The following is a 16,966-nucleotide window of genomic DNA, read 5'->3' on the forward strand; positions in this document are numbered from 1 at the left end:
CACTCCGGACCGGGCGTGACGCGAAGGTGGTTGCGGCTGTGCTGTCCGAGCGGAGTGTGAAGCGCGGTGGGATCGTCGGCGCCCTCGTCGTCGGCAACCTGCTCGGCGGCGTCGCGGTCGCCTCCGGCATCGCGGTGGGCGGGCTGCTCCTGGAGCGCTTCGGCGGCACGTCCCTCGCGGGGCTCGGACAGGCCGCGAGCGTGCTCGGCGCGGCGGTCGCCGCGGTGCCGCTGGCCGGCGTCGCGGCCCGGCACGGACGGCGCCGTTCACTCGCCCTCGGGTACGCGATCGCCGTGCTCGGCGGGGCGTTGATCGTCGGGGCCGCCGTCGTCGCACAGCTCGTCGTGCTGCTGGCCGGGCTTGCCTTGTTCGGCGTCGGGCAGGCGGTGAACCTGCAGTCCCGGTACGCCGCCGCGGACGGCGCGGCTCCCGGCGCCCGGGCCAGGGCGATGTCCATCGTCATCTGGGCCACCACGATCGGGTCCGTGGCCGGGCCCAACCTCAGCGAGGTGGCCGACCGGTTCGGCCGGTGGCTCGGGCTGCCCGGCCTCACCGGTCCCTACGTGCTGTCGGTCGTGTCCTTCGCCCTGGCGGGCGTGGTGGTGGCGGTGTTCCTCCGGCCCGGCGCACGGTCGTCCGCGCCGGTTACCGGCGATGTGGACACAGGCCAGGCGGTGGGAGCGGTGGCGGCGCTGCGCTGGGCGGCGGCCGACCCGGCGGCGCGGTTCGCGGTCGTGCTCGTCGCGGTGGCGCACGCGATGATGGTCATGGTTATGGTGATGACGCCGCTGCACATGCAGCACCACGGCATGTCACTGCAGCTGGTGGGCGTGGTGATCAGCGTGCACGTGCTCGGCATGTACGCCCTCAGCCCGGTCTTCGGCTGGCTGACCGACCGGCTCGGCGCGGTCCGCATGGCGTGCGCCGGGATGCTGATGCTCGCGACGGCCGTCGCGCTCGGGTTCGTGGCCGCCTCCGCCGCGGAGGGCAGCGCCCTCACCGCGCTCGCGCTGACCGTCCTCGGCCTGGGCTGGTCGGCGTCGGTGATCTCCGCGTCCGCGCTGCTCGCGGGCACCGCCGCCGACCATGTCCGGGTGCCGCTGCAGGGCGCCACCGACGCCGGCATGAACTACGCGGGCGCCGCCGCGGCCGCGCTGGCCGGGCCGATCCTCGCCGCCGGCGGCTTCCACGCGGTCAACGTCGCGGCGGCGGTCATCCTGGTGCCCGCCGTCGCGGCGGCGACCGCCGCCGTGCGCCGGAATCCGGGGATCCCGGCGCACGCGGGTGACTACTCGGCCGGGTAGTCCGTGACGAACTGCGGCGCGCCGACCTTGGTCGTGTCGGCCGCGTCGCCGACGCCGTTGACGACGTGGTCGATCGTCCCGGCGTCGAGGTTGACCGTCATGATGTGGTGCAGCCGCACGCCCGGGGCCTGCGGCACCTCGAAGCCGTTCTCGGTGTGGATCTGCGGGTTGTTCCGGTTGAAGACGTAGACGCCCGCGCCGTAGAGGTTGTGCCTGTTCACGCGGTCGCCGACCTTGTAGCCGGCGTAGCCCTCCACGGATCCGTTCATCCAGTCGGCCTGCGTCGGCGGGTCGTACGGCAGCTCGTTCTGGTAGAGGATCGTCGTGCCGTCCTCGCCGTTCCAGACCGTGTTGTAGCGCTGGAAGTGCTCGACGAACAGGCCGGTCGCCGTCACGTGGTCGCCGTTGACGATGACGCCGTAACGGCCGACGTTGGTGTTCCAGCGCTGCGTGTCGGTGAAGCCCTCGACGCCGTGGTCGGCGCGCCACACCCAGGTGTGGTCGATGAGCACGTTGTCGCTGTTGACCTCGAGAGCGGTCTCGGTCTTGCCGACGTGCGGGCCGCCGACCCGGAAGTACACGTCGGACAGGGTCGTCGGGTTGTCCGCCGGGGTCCGGTGACCGTGCTCGCCGTGCTCGCCGTGCTCCTTGCCCACCCGCAGCAGGACGGGGGACGTCTGGAGACCCGCGTCCACGCTGACTCCCGCGACGACCACGCCGGGGACGTCGGCGACGTCGAGCGGGATCGTGCCGCCTACGGCGGTGAGCGTGGCGTGCCCGAGACCGAGCACCACCGTGTCCGGCCGCTTGACCTCGATGCTCCGCGCGATGTCGTACACGCCGGGCGTGAGCAGCAGATTCCTGCCCCGCGCGAGCTGGCTGTTTATGGCCTGCACCGAGTCGGACGGCTTCGCGACGTAGAAGTCCGACAGCGGCACCGTGCGGCCCGGCGTCATGCCGTCCGCCCACGAGACGCCGCGCGTGTTCTTCCTCGCGGCGGGCACGCGGACGTTGAGCCTGCCCTGCGCGTCGGCGTACAGGTAGGGCTTCTCCCGGCTGACGGGGGTGTTCTCCACCGTGGTGTAGGGCGGGTTCGGGAACCCGGACTCGTCCGGCGCGCCGACGACGCCCGAGAAGACCTGGTTCCACACGGCGTTGGACCACCCGGCGACCTCGGTGTTGCGGGTCAGCCACTGCTGCTGCGAACCGTTGGTGACGGACGGCAGGCGGGAGTCGGCGATGAAGCCCCCGCTCGCGTACTGCGGGCCGGCGGTGCAGTAGTCCATCAGCGACAGGGTGCCGCCGGTGACGTTGAGGCGGCGCATGGAGACCGCCTGGGAGACGGCCCAGAAGTTCGCCGTCTGGCGGCAGCCGTCCTGGCCCGCGGCGTCGATGTCGATCGACAGGTTCGACAGCGTGCGCCAGAAGTTGACGAGCGCCAGGCAGTTGCCGGTGCCGTCGTTCTCCAGGCAGCGGTTGTAGACCTCGACCTTGCCGTTGATGACGACGTCGGTGGGCGAGGCGCCGAGACCGGCGATCTCGGTGTAGTAGCCGACCTTGATCTGCAGCGGGTGCTCGGCGGTGCCGTACGTGCCGGGCTTGAAGAGGTAGGCGTGCCGCTCGGCGCCCATCTCGTTGTCGACCTGCGCCGTGTGCGCCGCGTCGAGAGTGGCCTGGATCTGGTCGACCGGCATGCTCGGGTCGAAGACGGTGACGCCGGGCCCGAGGTCGGGGTTTCCGGGGTTTCCGGGATTTCCAGGGTTCCCGTGGGCGGGGGGCGGTGCGGCGGTGGCGGCCGTCGTTCCCGCCGTCAGGACGGCGGTCGTCAGCACGAGACCGAACGTGAACGCCCGGCCGATCAACCGGCGGCCGGAGCGCCGCCTCGGGGGACTCCCAGAGCCAGGAGCCTGGATCGTCATACGGTTCGTCCTTTCCGCTGCGTACCCGGCCGAGAGAGCGCTCTCACACGGTGGCTTGTTTGTATCGCGCGAACCGCGCCGGCGCTATCCCTTGATTTTTCGGGATTTCGGGATAAGGCTCCCTCGGAACGCCGAACCGCCCCGGAGCGGACGGGCTCCGGGGCGGTGCAGCGCTCGGATCAGGCGGTCTCCCTGACATACCGCGCGTAGGCGGCGGCCAGACGCCCCCCGACCTCCGCCGTGCTGACGAGCACGGACATGTTCGCCCTGGACGAGCGGCCCTCGGTGGCCGCGTCCACGGCGCGCATCAGATACTTGGTGATCGCGTTGCCGCGAACGCCGTCCCGCTCGGCGGCGGCCATCGCGCCGGTGATGGCCGCGTCCACCTCGGACGCGTCGATCGCGTCCTCCTCCCGCACCGGCGTGGTGATCAGGAACGAGCTGTTGTTGCCGAGCGCCCAGTGGTTGTCCACCGCCCGCGCGATCACCTGCTCGTCGTCCAGCCGCTGCGGGCTGCGGATGCCGCTGGAGACGCAGTAGAACGCGGGGAAGTCGTCCGACCGGTACGACACCACCGGCACGCAGTGGGTCTCCAGATACTCCATCGTCAGGTTCAGGTCGAGGATGCTCTTGGCCCCGGCGCAGACGACGGCCACCTTCGACCGGGTGAACTGGATCAGGTCGGAGGAGACGTCCATCGTCTTCTCCGCGCCCCGGTGGACGCCGCCGATGCCGGCCGACGAGAAGAACGGGATTCCGGCCAGCTCGGCCGCCACCACCGAGCTGGCCACCGTCAGCGCGCCGAGCCCGCCCTGGGCCAGGACCACCGGCAGGTCCCGGCTGCTGACCTTGGGGATGCCGGACGTCGAGGCGAACCGCTCGACGTCCTCGTCCGTCATCCCGACCTTGATCTGACCGCCCTCGACGCAGATCGTGGCCGGGATCGCGCCGCCCGCCCGGACCGCGTCCTCGACCTTCCGCGCGGTCGCGGCGTTGTCCGGATAGGGCAGGCCGTGGGTGATGACGTTCGACTCCAGTGCCACCACCGGCCGCCCCTCGGCGAGTGCGTCCGCGACCTCCTCGCTGTAAACCAGCGGGACGCGCCCATGCTCCCGGGTCATCGTCGCCCCTCAGTTCGCAGCCGGGCCGTAGTTCGGCAGCTTGTTCAGCTTGTGCTTCTGGTTGAGGATCTCCGGGATGTAGACCTTCTCGTCCCACTGCTCCTTCGCGACCGGCTCCAGGATGATCGACACCGAGCCCTCCTCGCAGCCGAAGGCGCTCGTCATCGCCTTGGTCACCGCGGCGACCAGGTCGGAGTGCTGCTGCTCGGTGAGGGGGACCGGGAAGTGCTTGATGCTGACGTGCGGCATGATGATCTCCTTACTGTGCGTCCCGAGACGATCCCTGATGGCTGCGACCAGCTCGTCGATCTCCGGTTCCCTGAGCAGGCCGTAGTGATCGGCTTCCAGGTCGGCGACGACGGGGGCCGTCGCCGAGTAGCCGCCGCTGTTCTCCAGGAACGAGTAGTCGTCGCCCCTGGCCTTGAAGATGGTGATCGGCGCCTGGATCCGCCGCCGGGCCAGCTCGCGGAAGGTGTAGCTGAACTCGAAGGTCTCGCCCACCACCCGCATGATCCGGCGTACGAGGTCGATGTCCAGGTCGGGGAAGTTGCGGTGGATGAAGGCGGCGAAACTCTCCTCGTCCACGGCCTCGGCCAGGCACCGTTCGAGCAGCGGCCCCGTGATCGTGCCGGCGAAGACCGAGAAGAGGATCGTCACGTACGCCCTGTTGCCGAAACCGGCCTCGCGCTCGTGCTCGGACGTGCCCTCCTGATGGACCTTCGGCGAGCCCGGTGCGATCAGGAAGAGGTGCTCCACCCGCTCACCGGCCCGCTCCAGCTGGTAGGCGGCTTCGAACGCGACGCGCGCGCCGAACGAGTATCCCCACAGCGTGTAGGGGCCGGACGGCTGCAGCCGCCGGATCGCCTTGACGTCCTCGGCCGCCATCTCGCCGATGGTCGCGTACGGCACCTCCTCGGGGTTGATCCCGTACGCCTGGACCCCGTAGAAGGGCTGGGTGGTGCCCATTCTCGCGGCCAGCGTGCGCAGGTTCATCGTGTAGCCGCCGAGGCCAGGCCAGCAGTAGACGGGCCGGCCCGCGCCCTCCCGCTGCAGCGGCACGAGCCGGGAGCACGCCTCGGACTCGGTTCCGTCCACCCGCCGGGCGAGCTTGTCGATCGTGGGGCACTCGAACAGCACCTGGAGGGGCAGCGAGGCGCAGAACTCCCGGTTGATCTTGTTGATCAGCCCGACGGCGATGAGCGAGTTGCCGCCGGAGGCGAAGAAGTCGTCCTCCACCGAGACGGTCTCCCGCTTCATCGCCTTCTTCCACAGCTCGGCGATCCGGCGCTCGGTCGTCGTCCGCGGCGCGATGTACGGCCGGTCGGCGTTGTCCACGTTCGTCGCGTCGGACTCGGCCAGTCCTCTGACGTCGATCTTCCCGTTCGCCGTGAACGGGAGCCGGTCCAGCACGACGACCTTGTTCGGGATCATGTAGTCCGGCAGGAAGTTGATCAGGTCGTCCCTGATCATCTCCGCCGGTCCCTTCATGTGGACCGAGTCCTCCTTCATCCCCTCGCTCAGCCGCTGCTCGTCGCTCACGCGGCCGCCGATGAAGAAGTAGGACGGGCCGGTGGGCCGGCCGTTGGAGCGGAGGATGCCGTCGATCCGGCGGGCCGAGGGCAGGTCGTCGCCGGACTTGGAGCTGTATCCGGACGACATGAACCCGATGTTGACGTCGTTCATCGACAGGTGCTGCAGCGTGCGGCCCAGGTCGATGTAGTGCAGCCAGTCCTCGGTGTTCCTGCTGACCACCGAGATCCCGAGGCTCGACCGGTCGTAGACCTGCTGGTTGATCGCGATGACATGTTTCTTGAGGATGAGCTCGTCGGAGATCAGCCGCAGCCGCCCGTTCTCGTAGGCGTACTGGCCGGCCCGCAGGTCGGCGATCTTTCCGGGATGCGACTGGACGTAGAGGTCGACCTCGTCCTGGCGCGGCCCCGCGTACGGGATCAGCTCGAAGGTGCCGAGGTAGTAGTCCTCGGCGGCGCAGTCCAGGTGGTCCTTCGTGGCCGGTGCGTACTCCACCGGCCTGATGTCCAGGCCGTAGTCGGGCAGCACCTCCTCGAAAAGGCCGACCATGTGACCGGTCTCGATCTCCAGGACCTCGCGGATGTTGTTCTTGTAGACCGGTTCGATCGCCCGCTTCTTGCCGACGAAGTGCAGCCTCACCCGAGGCTCCGCTCCCCCGGCGGCCGGCCCGACCAGCACGAGCCGGTGATGCACGGGGTGGTGGTAGTAGAAACCCGGCCGGAGGTCGCCGATCCCGTCGATCTCCAGGTAGAGCTGCGTCGCGTACAGCGCCCCCGGCGAGGCGTAGGCGTACTTCGGCAGCAGGCGTTCCTCGCTGAGGTGCGGACCGAGGTAGCGCAGGATCTCGCCGAGATCCTCCAGGCCGACGGCGTCGAGACCGCGGGAGTGCGCGCCCTCGGCCTTCCTGGCCAGCAGCTTCAGGATGTCGCCCCGGCCGACCTCCCCGCCCTCGTAGAACCGGTAGGTCTTGCGGGCGAACGCCAGCCCGCGCTGCCGCGCGGTCGCCTGCGTGCCGGGCAGGTCGATCACCGGCCTGCCGTCGAGCTCCGCGGCGTCGCGGACCCCGGCGTTGGACAGCTGCGCCCTGACCTGGAGCCGGCTCGTCTTGGACTGGTGGTGGGCGCCGTGGTTGCCCTGGTCCATCAGCGCCGCTTCCTTGGGATTCAGCTCCACGCAGGCGATCAGGTTCTGGAACCCTGTGCGCGGGTCGTCCTTGACGATGACCGCCGCGTGCTTGACCCACTCGTGGGTCTCGATGGCCAGCTTGATCTCGTCCAGCTCGACCCGGAACCCCCGCAGCTTGACCTGGTTGTCCGCGCGGCCCACGAACTGGACGGTGCCGTCGGCGTTCCAGTACGCGAGGTCGCCGGTCTTGAACAGCCTGCCCTCGCCGAGCGGACTGCCGACGAACCGCTCGGCGGTCAGCTCGGGCCTGTGCAGGTAGCCGCGGGCGACCTGGACGCCTCCGATGAACAGCTCGCCGATCTCGCCGACGGCCGCCGGCGTCCCGGCCAGGTCGAGGATGTGGTAGTCGGTGTGGTCGACCGGCGCCCCGATCGAGATCGCGTTCGGGCCCTCGTCGACGGTCGCCGGGTCCACGGTGTACGCCGACGAGTTGATCGTGCACTCGGTGGGGCCGTACAGGTTGATCAGCGCGCACCCGGGCATGCTGTCGAAGAAGCTCGTCGCCAGCACCTTGGACAGGACCTCGCCGCCGGTGAAGACCTGCGTGAGCGAGGCGCAGCTCTGCAGTTCCTCGGTGTCCAGCAGCGCCGTCAGCAGCGTCGGAACGCACTGCAGCGTGGTGACCCCGTGGGTCCTGATGACGTCGATCAGCCGCTCGGCGTCCCGGTAGACCCCGGGCGGGCCCACGACGACCACTGAGCCGCAGACCGGCGCGAGGATCTCCCACTGCGCCGCGTCGAAGCTCATCGGCGTCTTCTGCACGATGACCTTGTCCTGGTCGATCCCGTAGCCGGCGTGCAGCCACCGCATCTGGCTGACGATGCTGCGGTGCTCGATCATCACTCCCTTCGGCTTGCCGGTGCTGCCGGAGGTGTAGATGACGTACGCGAGGTTGCCGGGGCGCAGGCCCGGGTGGCGATCGGAGTGGCGGTCGCCTCCGGGCGACCCCGCGAACCCTTCCGCGTCCTTCAGGGTGACGATCCGCGTCCCGGCGGGCGCCAGCCCGGTCAGCCTGTCCACGAGCTCGTCCTGGGTGACGACGACGCGCACGCCGGCGTCCTCGATCATGTAGCGGAGGCGCTCTTCCGGGTATTCGGGGGACAGCGGCAGGTAGGCGCCGCCGGCCCGCAGGATTCCCCACACGCCGACCATGAGGTCGATCGACGGCTCCACGAAGAGCCCCACACATTCGTCGAGGTCCACGCCGAGCTCCCGCAGATGCCCGCCGAGGGCCGCGCCGCCCTCCGCGAGCTCGCGGAAGGTCAGCCGCCGCTCTCCGCAGACGACCGCCGTGTCGTCGGGGCGCGACCGGGCCTGGGCGTCGAGCAGATCGGGAAGACAGGTGTCCTCGGGTGATTCCCGCCTCGCTTCAGAGACTGGAGTGGTGATCATTTCCTCCCCCTGCGATGGACGGACAAGGGTTACTGGGAAGCCACGGCCCTCGGACGCCGTCATCCGTTTCCCGCGCTCACCCGCGGGGTGACCGGCCTGGGCTGAGCCGCAGGCCGGTCGGGCCCGCCGGGCCGACGGGACGTGAAGCCTGTCGTCCCGGGGCTGTCGCCGGTGGAACAGGAAAGAAAGATCTGGCCGGCGACGGTTGGAGTCCCCTCCCCGCAGGGAGGGGAGGCGTCAACGCGGGACGTCCGTGCCGAAGTAGCGGTCGCCGAAGTCGCCGATGCCGGGGATCATGTAGGCGTTCTCGTTCAGCCGTTCCTCGATTGCCGAGGTCACGATCCGCAGGTTCGGGTGACGCGCGTGGACCGCGTCGATGCCCTCCGGCGCCGACAGCAGGGTGACGAAGACGATGTCGTCCTCCGCGACCCCGTGGGCGAGCAGCACCTCGATGGCGGCCAGCGCGGTCCCGCCGGTGGCCAGCATCGGGTCCAGCAGCAGCACGCTGTGCCGGTCGATGTCCGCGGGCAGCGCGGAGTAGTACAGCCGTGGCAGTTTCGTGACCTTGTCCCGCTGGATGAGGATCTTGCCGATCCGCACTCCCGGCGACATCGCCCGCAGCTCGTGCTCCATGCTCTCTCCGGCGCGCACGACGGGCACCCCGCAGATCGGCTTGGCCGGCCGCAGGCCGTGGTAGGTCTGCCCCACCGGGGTCTGCACGCCGGACGGCTCGAAGGGCAGGAGGTCCAGGGCCGTTTCGACGAGCTGGCGGATGATCCGGCCCGACGTGGTGACGAAGCGCTCCAGGTCGCAGTTCCGATCGCGGATGATCGTGTGCAGCGCCCGCAGCTGCCGGGTCTGCGGCAGCAGATGCACGGTGCCGTTCGTGGTCTCGTTCGTGATGCCGGCCGGCGGCGTCGCCGTGATGGTCATGCCTTCGCACCCCGCTCCAGCTCGGCGAAGGCCCTTCGGGCCTCCTGGACGAACTTGCGCACCTTCGTCCGGTCCTTGCGGCGGGTCACCGGGTCCTCAAGGCCTGTGTGCGCGTCGACCGCGGCCGGCCGGACCTCGGTGATGGCGGCGGCGACGTTGTCCGGGTTCAGCCCACCGGCGAGCATCAGCGGCTTGGGCGAGATCCGGACCAGCTCCGCGCTGATCGACCAGTCGTGCAGCAGTCCGGTGGCGCCCTTGGCACCGGTGGCCGGGTTGAAGGTGTCGGTGATGAACATGTCGACCCACTCGGCCGCCTCGTCCACGATCGTGGTCAGCTCGTCGAGGTTGTCCTGCTTGACCACGAGGCTCTTGAGCACGTACAGGTCGGGGGCGATCCGCCGCAGCTTCCGCAGCTCCTCGCCCGTCACGTCGCCGTGCAGCTGGATCGCGGTGACGCCCAGCTCCTCGCAGAAGGTCTTGATCTCCTCGGCGTCGGTCAGGTAGGTGATCACGACGCCCCTGTGCTCCGGCTGGATCTCCTTGACGATCGCCGCGGCGTCCGCCTCGGACAGGTCCTCGTTCTTCGCCGGCAACCGCAGGGCGAAGCCCAGCCAGTCAGCGCCCTCCTCGCGGATCAGATCCGCCTCGGCCTGGTCGATGACCCCTGCCACCTGAATCAGTCCCTGCATGTTGACCCGCCTTTCGAACCGGCCTGAGCGGCCTCGGTCGGAAACGAATTGCAATCGGCCACGAAATGGCATTGAGCAGCCTGCGACAGTGCGGCCTTTTAAGATGGAATTCGCAACGGCGCGAATACTTCGGCCTGCGCGGCTCATTCAGAATTCGCGGTGGCGGGCTTCTCCCACAACCCCTAGCGGCCCCACAGCATGTCAGGACGATCCGTGACACCTTTGGACTTTTCGGGTGGCCCTGGGCGGGACGCGGAAGAGACGGCCGGCAACCCCTTACGACCCCTATCGAGAAACGGCCCGTCCCGAGTAGCGTCCGGTTCTCGTTGACCCGGCGGGAAACGCGGAACTAGCCTCCGTTTCGGAGTGCCCCGACGAGCATGCGCGAGAAACGGCGGTGGTGAGAATGCACCACAGGCAAGCGCTTTCCCCGGATCATTCGCCGGCGCGGCTCCCGGGCACCGGGCGCCGCCATCGGCCCGCGCACCTCGAACCCGGACGGCCACCCGTCTGGCCAATCTCTTAGCACTAAGGTAATGTCCCTTAGTGCTAAGCGAACTCGCCTGCCACTGATCCACGGCCGCCGGGGCCGATCGGCACGACAGCTCGACCCAACCGACGCACGACGCTCGATCTCGCCTGCCCGGACCGGGCCCACGCGCACAGGAGGAACCAGATGACAGTCATCGAGTCCGTCTCCGCCGGAACCGACAGGCCAGATCGCGTCCCCCTGAAGAACTGGATCGCGGTGATCGCCGTCGCGCTGGGGACCTTCCTGGTGGTGACCGTCGAGAACCTGCCCATGGGCCTGCTCACGGCCATCGGCGACGGCCTGCACGTCTCCGACGGCGAGGTCGGCCTGATGGTGACCGTGTCCGGCCTGGTCGCCGCCGTCACCGCGCCGCTGCTCCCCGTGGCGATCCGCGGGCTGGACCGGCGGGTGGTCCTGCTCGGCCTGATCCTGCTGGCCCTGGTGGCCAACGTCGTGTCCGCGCTGACCCCTTCGTACGCCGTGCTGATGGTGGCCCGGCTGTTCGTGGGCGTCAGCATCGGCGGGTTCTGGTCGCTCGCCGCGGGTCTCGGCGTCCGGCTGGTCCCCGAGACGCACGTCGCCAGGGCCACCTCGTTGATCTTCTTCGGCGCCATGGCCGCCAACGTCCTCGGCGTCCCCGCCGGCACGCTCGTCGGCGAGCTCACCGGCTGGCGCATCGCGTTCGGCGCCGTCGCCGCGGTCGCGCTCCTGCTGGTGATCGCGCTGTCCGTGCTGCTGCCGAAGATGCCGGCGACCGAGCCCGTCCGGCTGCGCACGCTGGGCGAGCAGCTGCGCACGCCCGCCGTCCGGGTCGGTGTCGTCGCCACCTTCCTGCTGGTGTCCGGGCACTACGGCGCCTTCACCTTCGTCAGCCCGATCCTGCAGGACGTCTCCGGGGTCGGCGCGGCCTTCATCGGCCCGCTGCTGCTGGCGTACGGCGTGGCGGGGATGGCCGGCAACCTCATCGCCGGCTCGTGGGCGGGCCGCAACGTCCGCGGCACGATCGTCGTGGTGAGCGTCGCGCTCGCGATCATCCTTGCTGCGTTCCCGTTCCTCGGCGGCAACGCGGTCACCGGGTCGATCCTGTTGATCGCGTGGGGTTTCGCGTTCGGCGGCCTGCCGGTGAGCGTGCAGACCTGGATCATCAAGGCGGCGCCGCAGGGCATCGAGGCCGCCACCGGGCTCAACACCTGCATGTTCAACCTGGCGATCGCGCTGGGAGCGCTGTTCGCCAGCCTCATCGTCGGGGCGGTCGCGGTGACCGGTGTGCTGTGGGTCGCGGCGGGGCTCGTGGTCCTGACGTCGCTGGTGGTGTCGGGCGTCAAGCGGGTCTAGGGTCCGGCTGGTCGTCCAGCGACATCAGCAGTTGCCTGAGGGTCTCGGCCAGGATCTCCCGCTGGTCGGGGGTGAGCCCGGCGAGCAGGCGCCGTTCGGTGTCCACGTGGTCGGGAAGCGCCCGGTCGATGAGCTCGCGACCGGCGTCGGTCAGATCGACGTGGACACCACGGCCGTCGACGTCGCTGGGCGTCCGCGTCACCAGGCCCCGCGCCTCCAGCCGGTCGAGGCGCTGGGTGACCGCCCCAGAGGTGATCATCGCGGAGCGCATGAGCTCGGCCGGGGCCTGCCGGCCGCCGCGGCGGAGGGTGGCCAGGACGTCGAACGACGAGGGGTCCAGGTCGTGTTCGGCGAACGTGCGGCGCAGCTCGTTGTTGACGAGCTGCGTCAGCCTCGACAACCGGCCGAAGACCGCCATCGGAGTCACGTCCAGGTCAGGGCGGGCGTCGGCCCACTGCTGCAGGACACGGTCCACATGATCCGGCACACGGCAAGGGTACCGCCCGCGGCACCCCCCAAATCGAGAGGAAGTAGCAGCATGCGCATCGCAGTGTTCGGGGCGACCGGGAACGTGGGCAGGCGCGTCGTCGCCGAGGCCGTGTCCCGCGGACACGAGGTGACCGGCGTGGCCCGCAATCCGGTGCGGCTCGCCGGACTGCCCGGCGAAGCACGTGCCCGGGTCGGCGACGCGACCGACGTGAACGACGTCATCGCGCTGTCCGCCGGACAGGACCTGGTGATCACCGCGACCTGTCCGGCGCCCGGCGACGAGAGCCAGCTGGTCACGGTCGCCACCACACTGCTCGCCGCGTGCGCCAAGACCGGCACACGCCTGCTTCTCGTCGGCGGCGCGGGCAGCCTGACCGTCGAGGACGGCGGCCGCCTGATGGACCGGGCGGGCTACCCGTCCTTCCTGCAGCCGATCGCGACGGCGTGCGTCGAGCAGCTGGCGGCCTGCCGGGCCAACACCATCGTGGACTGGGCCTACCTAAGCCCGGCCGACCTGCTCGTCCCCGGCGAGCGGACCGGCCGCTATCGAGTGGGCGGCGACGAGCTGGTGGTAGACGCCGAGGGCGAGTCCCGGATCTCGATGGAGGACCTCGCGGTGGCATTGCTGGACGAGGCCGAACGGCCGCGCCACCACCAGACCCGTTTCACCGTCGCCTACTGACCTCGTCGGAGCCTGGCACCTGGTGACCATGGCCCGGAGCCTCGTCACGTGACACCATGTGCGGAGTCTTCCGTTCCGAAGGGGCGTTCGATGCGGGCTATCACGAATGCCGACGTACGCCGGGTTTTCGACCGGCTGGCGGACCGGTATGACAGCCAGATGCTGGCCTGGGAGCGCCGCCTGTTTCCGGGCAGCCGGGAGTGGGCCGTCGAGCAGGCGCGCGGCCACGTGGTGGAGCTGGCGGTCGGCACGGGGCTCAACCTCCCGCTGTACGACGCCGGCACCACGGTCGTCGGGATCGAGCTGTCCGAGCCCATGCTGGAACTGGCGCGGCGGCGGGTGGCGCAGGCCGGCCTCGGCGAGCGGGTCGACTTGCGGCAGGGCGACGTGCAGCGCCTGGACGTTCCCGACGGCGTCGCCGACACGGTGCTGTCCACGTTCACGATGTGCACAATCCCGGATCCGCTGGCCGCGGCACGCGAGGCCTACCGCGTGCTCAAGCCGGGCGGGCGGTTCGTGCTGGCCGAGCACGGGCCGTCGAGCAACCCGGTCATCCGGGCCGGAATGCGGCTGCTCGAACCGCTGTCGGTGCGGTTCGAAGCCGACTACCTCACCCGCGATCCCCGGCCCTACCTGGAGCAGGCCGGCTTCGCGATCGAGTCGGTAACGCGGACGACCCGCGGGATCAGCTTCCGGGTGCTGGCCGTCCGGCCCTGACCCGACCGGCCCACGGAAGCCGCGCGGCGGTCGTCACCGCCGTGGCCGTCGTCAGTCCGCGCCCGGATCCTGCCGCTGTGGGGGGCCTTGCTCTGCCTGGTGCCGCGTCCGCCAAGGTTTGCCCGGACGGGTCGGCTGGTAGGTGAAGGCCCAGCGGTCGGTGCCGGTCTTGTGGCGGGTGTAGCGGTCGGGGTGCTGGTAGCGGTCGCGGTTGTGGAACTGGCAGGCCGGGCCGAGGAGTTTCAGGTCGGTGAGGCCGCCGGTGCTCCAGTTGTCCGCGTGGTCGATCTGGCACATGGTGGCGGGCAGCGGACAGCCGTCGATCCAGCAGGTGGCGTAGCGGGCGTAAACGGCCCGCCGCTGGGCGGGGGTGGCCAGGCGGACCTTGCGGCCCATGTCCAGCACCTGCCCCTCGGCATCCATCACCAACCGCACCAGAGCAGAGGTGCGGGCCAGGCGATGCACGCTGGCGAGGGGCAGCATCTGCCCGGTCGCCAGCAACAACCCCGGCGCGGTGCCCAACAGAGCTCCCGGCCCCGCCCCCAGCGCTGCCCTCGGCCCCGGCTCGCCCGGCGCTGTTCCCGGCAGCGTCCCTGACACTGTTCCCGATGGCCTCCCCGGCGGCCTCCCCGGCGCTGCTCCCAGTGGCTTGCCCGGTGGTGTCCCCAGCCCCGGCTCGCCCGGCGCTCCTTCCGGCACTGCGCCCGGTGCTGTTCCCGTTGTCCCCGACGTGCAGGAGCACCGGGCCGCGCCGCCGCACCCGCACGCGCTCTGCCCATGTGCCGAATCCTGCTGCGCCCAGCCCTGCTCATCACTGCCTGGCTCATCGAAGCCGGGCTCAGGACGGCCTGGCTCAGGACGGCCTGGCTCACGACGGCGGTCCGGCTCGTGGCGGCGCTGCTCACAGCGCATGTCGCTCTGGTTGTCATGCGTGCCCTGCGCATGCCGGTAGTCCCCCGCAGGCTGGTGCCCGGCGTGAGTGTGATGCGCAGCGGCGTCCTCGGGAGGAGGATCCGGCCATTCCTCCGCGCGGGAGTGCGCCGCGCGGGGACGCGCCACATGTGGTGGCACCGCGTCTGGTGGCGCTGTGTGTGGGGGCGTGCTTCCGCCGTAGGCGGGCCATGCCGCTGCGGGCTCGGGGTCTGTTTCAGCGTGGGCCGCGGCATGGTCGCGGTCTGCGCCCCTGGGCGGTGCGGTGTCGTCGTCCTCGGCAGACGCAAGGTCAAGCTCGGTGCTCCCGGCAGCGGCGTCCGCGGCTGCCCCGGCATCGGCATCGGCTGCCGGACCGGCTGCCGCCTCGGCTTCGGCTGCCGGAGCGGCTGCTGTCTCGGCTTCGGCGGTGCCGGGGTGACGTGGCCGGTAGGGGCCCTCACCCTGAGCAGGTGCGGCAGCACCGGTCATGCCCACGTCGCCGGGGTCCGCGTCGCCGAGGCTGTCGGCCTCATCGTCGCCGAGGTTGCCGGGGGCCTCGTCGGTGGGGATGGCGTCTTCGACGTCACCGTCTTCCACAGGGCAAGGCCCGTCAGCGCTTCTGGTGCCGCCGCAGAGGCCGGTGTCCTCACTGTCCCAGGCGTCCTCGGCACTGGCCGCGCCCTCGGCGCCCTGAGCGTCCTGATCATCGCCAGCACCCTCGCCACCCTGCGCACCCTCGATGCCCTCACCGCTCTCGCCGTCCTGGCCGTCCTGGCCGTCCGCGCCCTGGGCGTTCCGGCCGTCCTCGGTGTCCTCGGCACCCTGCGGGCCCTCAGCGTTCTCGCCGACCTGCGCGTCCTCGGCACTCTGGGCGTCCTGGGCGTCTTCGGTGGTTTCGGGGTGGTCGGGGCCGGGGGCGGGGTCTTCGGGGTGGTCGGGTTCGGGGTCGGTGGGGAGGGATTCGGCGTTGACCAGGACCAGGAGCTCAGCGACGATCTTCTGCTCCATCAACGCGATGAACGCATCCACCTGGCGGACCCGCAACGGCCGGTCATCGTCCTCCGCACGCGGCTTGGCATAAGCATCCAACAGCGCCCGCAACCGCGCCGCCGCCTCACGCGGCAGATAAAACTCCCCCTCCAACCCGCCACCCGCAGTGGGGCGGACCCGCAGAAACCGCCGCCCGTAATCGGCCCGCTCGTCCCGCTCCTCACCATCAGGGTCCAACACCGCCCGCAGATACCGCCCCGCCTTAGCCACCTCCGCCGGCCCCGCCTTACCCGCCAACTCCAGCAGGATCGGCTCAGCCAGCCCCGCGTGCTCATCACTCAACCGCGCGGTGGCCGTGCAGATCGCCTCCACCACCCCCGCCGACAACACCCCGGCGGCGAACTTCTCCCGCACCCTCGGCAGACGGGCCAGCTCCACCGCCAAAGTCAGCAGACGGCCCGCCCCCGCCACGCTCATCCCGGCGGCGGTGCGCAACCAGCTGCGGGTGGAGGCATGCCCATGCTGCTTGGCCTGCCCCGCCCGATGCACCCGCCCCACCCGATCCGCCAACGCACACGTGATCCGATCCCGCGCGAACAGCAAATCCTCAGCCTCGGCCACGCAGATGTCCGCATCGTCCGGCAACGCCGCCAGCGCCAACGCCTGCGCCGACTCACGCAACGAACTCACGAGCACCCACGACGACCGGCCCTTGCCCTGACCGGGACCGGCCTGACCACCACCGGCGCTCCCGGCACCGGCACCGGCACCGGCACCGGCAGCACTCCCGCCACCGCCCGCACCACGGGCGCTCCCGGCACCGGCACGGGCACCACCAGCGCTGTCGGCGCTGTCGGCGCTGTCGCCGCTCGCGGCACCGGGCGCGTCGTCGCCGGTGTGCTCACCGTCGGTGAGCCCGCTGTCGGTGCTGCTGGCACTGCTGCCGGTGCTCTTGGTGCTGCTGTCAGCCTTGGTGCGGCTCGGGTGCTGCGCCGGCTGGGGGTCGGCGATCGGAAAGTGCTCGCGGGCGAGCGAACCTTCCGACGACCACAGAGGGGAATCGGCGGTCAGCCGATCCCACCAGTCCCTGTCGGCATCGTTCGAACGACGACGGTGGCCGGAATCCAGATCTAACAGATCCACTGCGCCCTCCTCGCTCGATTCGAACTCTTGTGTGAATTCTTTCATCTGCTCGTCACTCTGAGCAACCGACAGAAGCGAATAGTTGGAACAGCA

General features: G+C 70.5%; 11 protein-coding genes. 4 read left to right on the top strand and 7 right to left on the bottom strand.

All coding sequences use genetic code 11. The annotated features are described in order from the left end of the window. The first annotated feature begins 38 nt into the window (after positions 1 to 38). Positions 39 to 1,304, top strand: a complete 1,266-nt coding sequence (locus tag ACGFIB_RS24490) for an MFS transporter (RefSeq protein WP_393375172.1) — start codon at positions 39 to 41, stop codon at positions 1,302 to 1,304. Here ACGFIB_RS24490 and ACGFIB_RS24495 read toward each other — a convergent pair. From ACGFIB_RS24495 to ACGFIB_RS24515, 5 genes are all read right to left on the bottom strand, one after another. Then, positions 1,289 to 3,223 (bottom strand): adenylyl cyclase, encoded by a 1,935-nt coding sequence (locus tag ACGFIB_RS24495; protein WP_393375174.1) that lies wholly within the window; start codon positions 3,221 to 3,223, stop codon positions 1,289 to 1,291. The genes ACGFIB_RS24490 and ACGFIB_RS24495 overlap by 16 nt on opposite strands. Positions 3,224 to 3,402: 179 nt before the next feature. After that, the gene (locus ACGFIB_RS24500) at positions 3,403 to 4,344 is read right to left on the bottom strand and encodes a pseudouridine-5'-phosphate glycosidase (RefSeq protein ID WP_142574588.1); all 942 of its coding nucleotides are present in this window, start codon (positions 4,342 to 4,344) and stop codon (positions 3,403 to 3,405) included. Positions 4,345 to 4,353: 9 nt separating this feature from the next. Beyond that, positions 4,354 to 8,451 (bottom strand): amino acid adenylation domain-containing protein, encoded by a 4,098-nt coding sequence (locus ACGFIB_RS24505; protein WP_393375176.1) that lies wholly within the window; start codon positions 8,449 to 8,451, stop codon positions 4,354 to 4,356. Between the two features lie 237 nt (positions 8,452 to 8,688). Next, a complete protein-coding gene (gene upp / locus ACGFIB_RS24510) occupies positions 8,689 to 9,384 on the bottom strand; it encodes a uracil phosphoribosyltransferase (RefSeq protein WP_393375178.1) in 696 nt (231 codons plus the stop codon). Beyond that, complete coding sequence (locus ACGFIB_RS24515; protein WP_142574586.1) at positions 9,381 to 10,073, bottom strand: phosphoribosylanthranilate isomerase; 693 nt, start codon at positions 10,071 to 10,073, stop codon at positions 9,381 to 9,383. Before ACGFIB_RS24515 ends, upp begins: the two co-directional genes overlap by 4 nt. A gap of 676 nt (positions 10,074 to 10,749) precedes the next feature. On the opposite strand from ACGFIB_RS24515, the gene ACGFIB_RS24520 reads away from it, so the two are divergent. Continuing rightward, positions 10,750 to 11,940 carry an MFS transporter gene (locus ACGFIB_RS24520; RefSeq protein WP_357248784.1) on the top strand — a complete coding sequence of 397 codons (1,191 nt, stop codon included), beginning with the start codon at positions 10,750 to 10,752 and terminating at the stop codon, positions 11,938 to 11,940. Here the strand turns inward: ACGFIB_RS24520 and ACGFIB_RS24525 are convergent. After that, positions 11,927 to 12,427 carry a MarR family winged helix-turn-helix transcriptional regulator gene (locus ACGFIB_RS24525; RefSeq protein WP_357265748.1) on the bottom strand — a complete coding sequence of 167 codons (501 nt, stop codon included), beginning with the start codon at positions 12,425 to 12,427 and terminating at the stop codon, positions 11,927 to 11,929. The two genes, ACGFIB_RS24520 and ACGFIB_RS24525, sit on opposite strands and share 14 nt — an antisense overlap. Positions 12,428 to 12,478: 51 nt before the next feature. Between ACGFIB_RS24525 and ACGFIB_RS24530 the strand changes: the two genes are divergently transcribed. Together ACGFIB_RS24530 and ACGFIB_RS24535 are read left to right on the top strand one after the other, a co-directional pair. Further along, entirely contained in the window at positions 12,479 to 13,111 is a 633-nt protein-coding gene (locus ACGFIB_RS24530) for an NAD(P)-dependent oxidoreductase (protein ID WP_357265750.1), read from the top strand. A gap of 90 nt (positions 13,112 to 13,201) precedes the next feature. Then, a complete protein-coding gene (locus tag ACGFIB_RS24535) occupies positions 13,202 to 13,828 on the top strand; it encodes a class I SAM-dependent methyltransferase (RefSeq protein ID WP_142574582.1) in 627 nt (208 codons plus the stop codon). Positions 13,829 to 13,879: 51 nt separating this feature from the next. On the opposite strand, the gene ACGFIB_RS24540 is transcribed toward ACGFIB_RS24535, so the two are convergent. Further along, complete coding sequence (locus ACGFIB_RS24540; RefSeq protein ID WP_393375182.1) at positions 13,880 to 16,918, bottom strand: DUF222 domain-containing protein; 3,039 nt, start codon at positions 16,916 to 16,918, stop codon at positions 13,880 to 13,882. Positions 16,919 to 16,966: the final 48 nt, after the last annotated feature.

The organism is Microbispora bryophytorum, from assembly GCF_043197435.1.
Taxonomy (GTDB): domain Bacteria; phylum Actinomycetota; class Actinomycetes; order Streptosporangiales; family Streptosporangiaceae; genus Microbispora; species Microbispora bryophytorum.

Bases quoted from the DNA above. Each gene is read 5' to 3' on its own strand.
- ACGFIB_RS24495 (WP_393375174.1), bottom strand. From the start codon at position 3,223: ATGACGATCCAGGCTCCTGGCTCTGGGAGTCCCCCGAGGCGGCGCTCC.
- ACGFIB_RS24500 (WP_142574588.1), bottom strand. From the start codon at position 4,344: ATGACCCGGGAGCATGGGCGCGTCCCGCTGGTTTACAGCGAGGAGGTC.
- ACGFIB_RS24505 (WP_393375176.1), bottom strand. From the start codon at position 8,451: ATGATCACCACTCCAGTCTCTGAAGCGAGGCGGGAATCACCCGAGGAC.
- upp (WP_393375178.1), bottom strand. From the start codon at position 9,384: ATGACCATCACGGCGACGCCGCCGGCCGGCATCACGAACGAGACCACG.
- ACGFIB_RS24515 (WP_142574586.1), bottom strand. From the start codon at position 10,073: ATGCAGGGACTGATTCAGGTGGCAGGGGTCATCGACCAGGCCGAGGCG.
- ACGFIB_RS24520 (WP_357248784.1), top strand. From the start codon at position 10,750: ATGACAGTCATCGAGTCCGTCTCCGCCGGAACCGACAGGCCAGATCGC.
- ACGFIB_RS24530 (WP_357265750.1), top strand. From the start codon at position 12,479: ATGCGCATCGCAGTGTTCGGGGCGACCGGGAACGTGGGCAGGCGCGTC.
- ACGFIB_RS24535 (WP_142574582.1), top strand. From the start codon at position 13,202: ATGCGGGCTATCACGAATGCCGACGTACGCCGGGTTTTCGACCGGCTG.
- ACGFIB_RS24540 (WP_393375182.1), bottom strand. From the start codon at position 16,918: ATGAAAGAATTCACACAAGAGTTCGAATCGAGCGAGGAGGGCGCAGTG.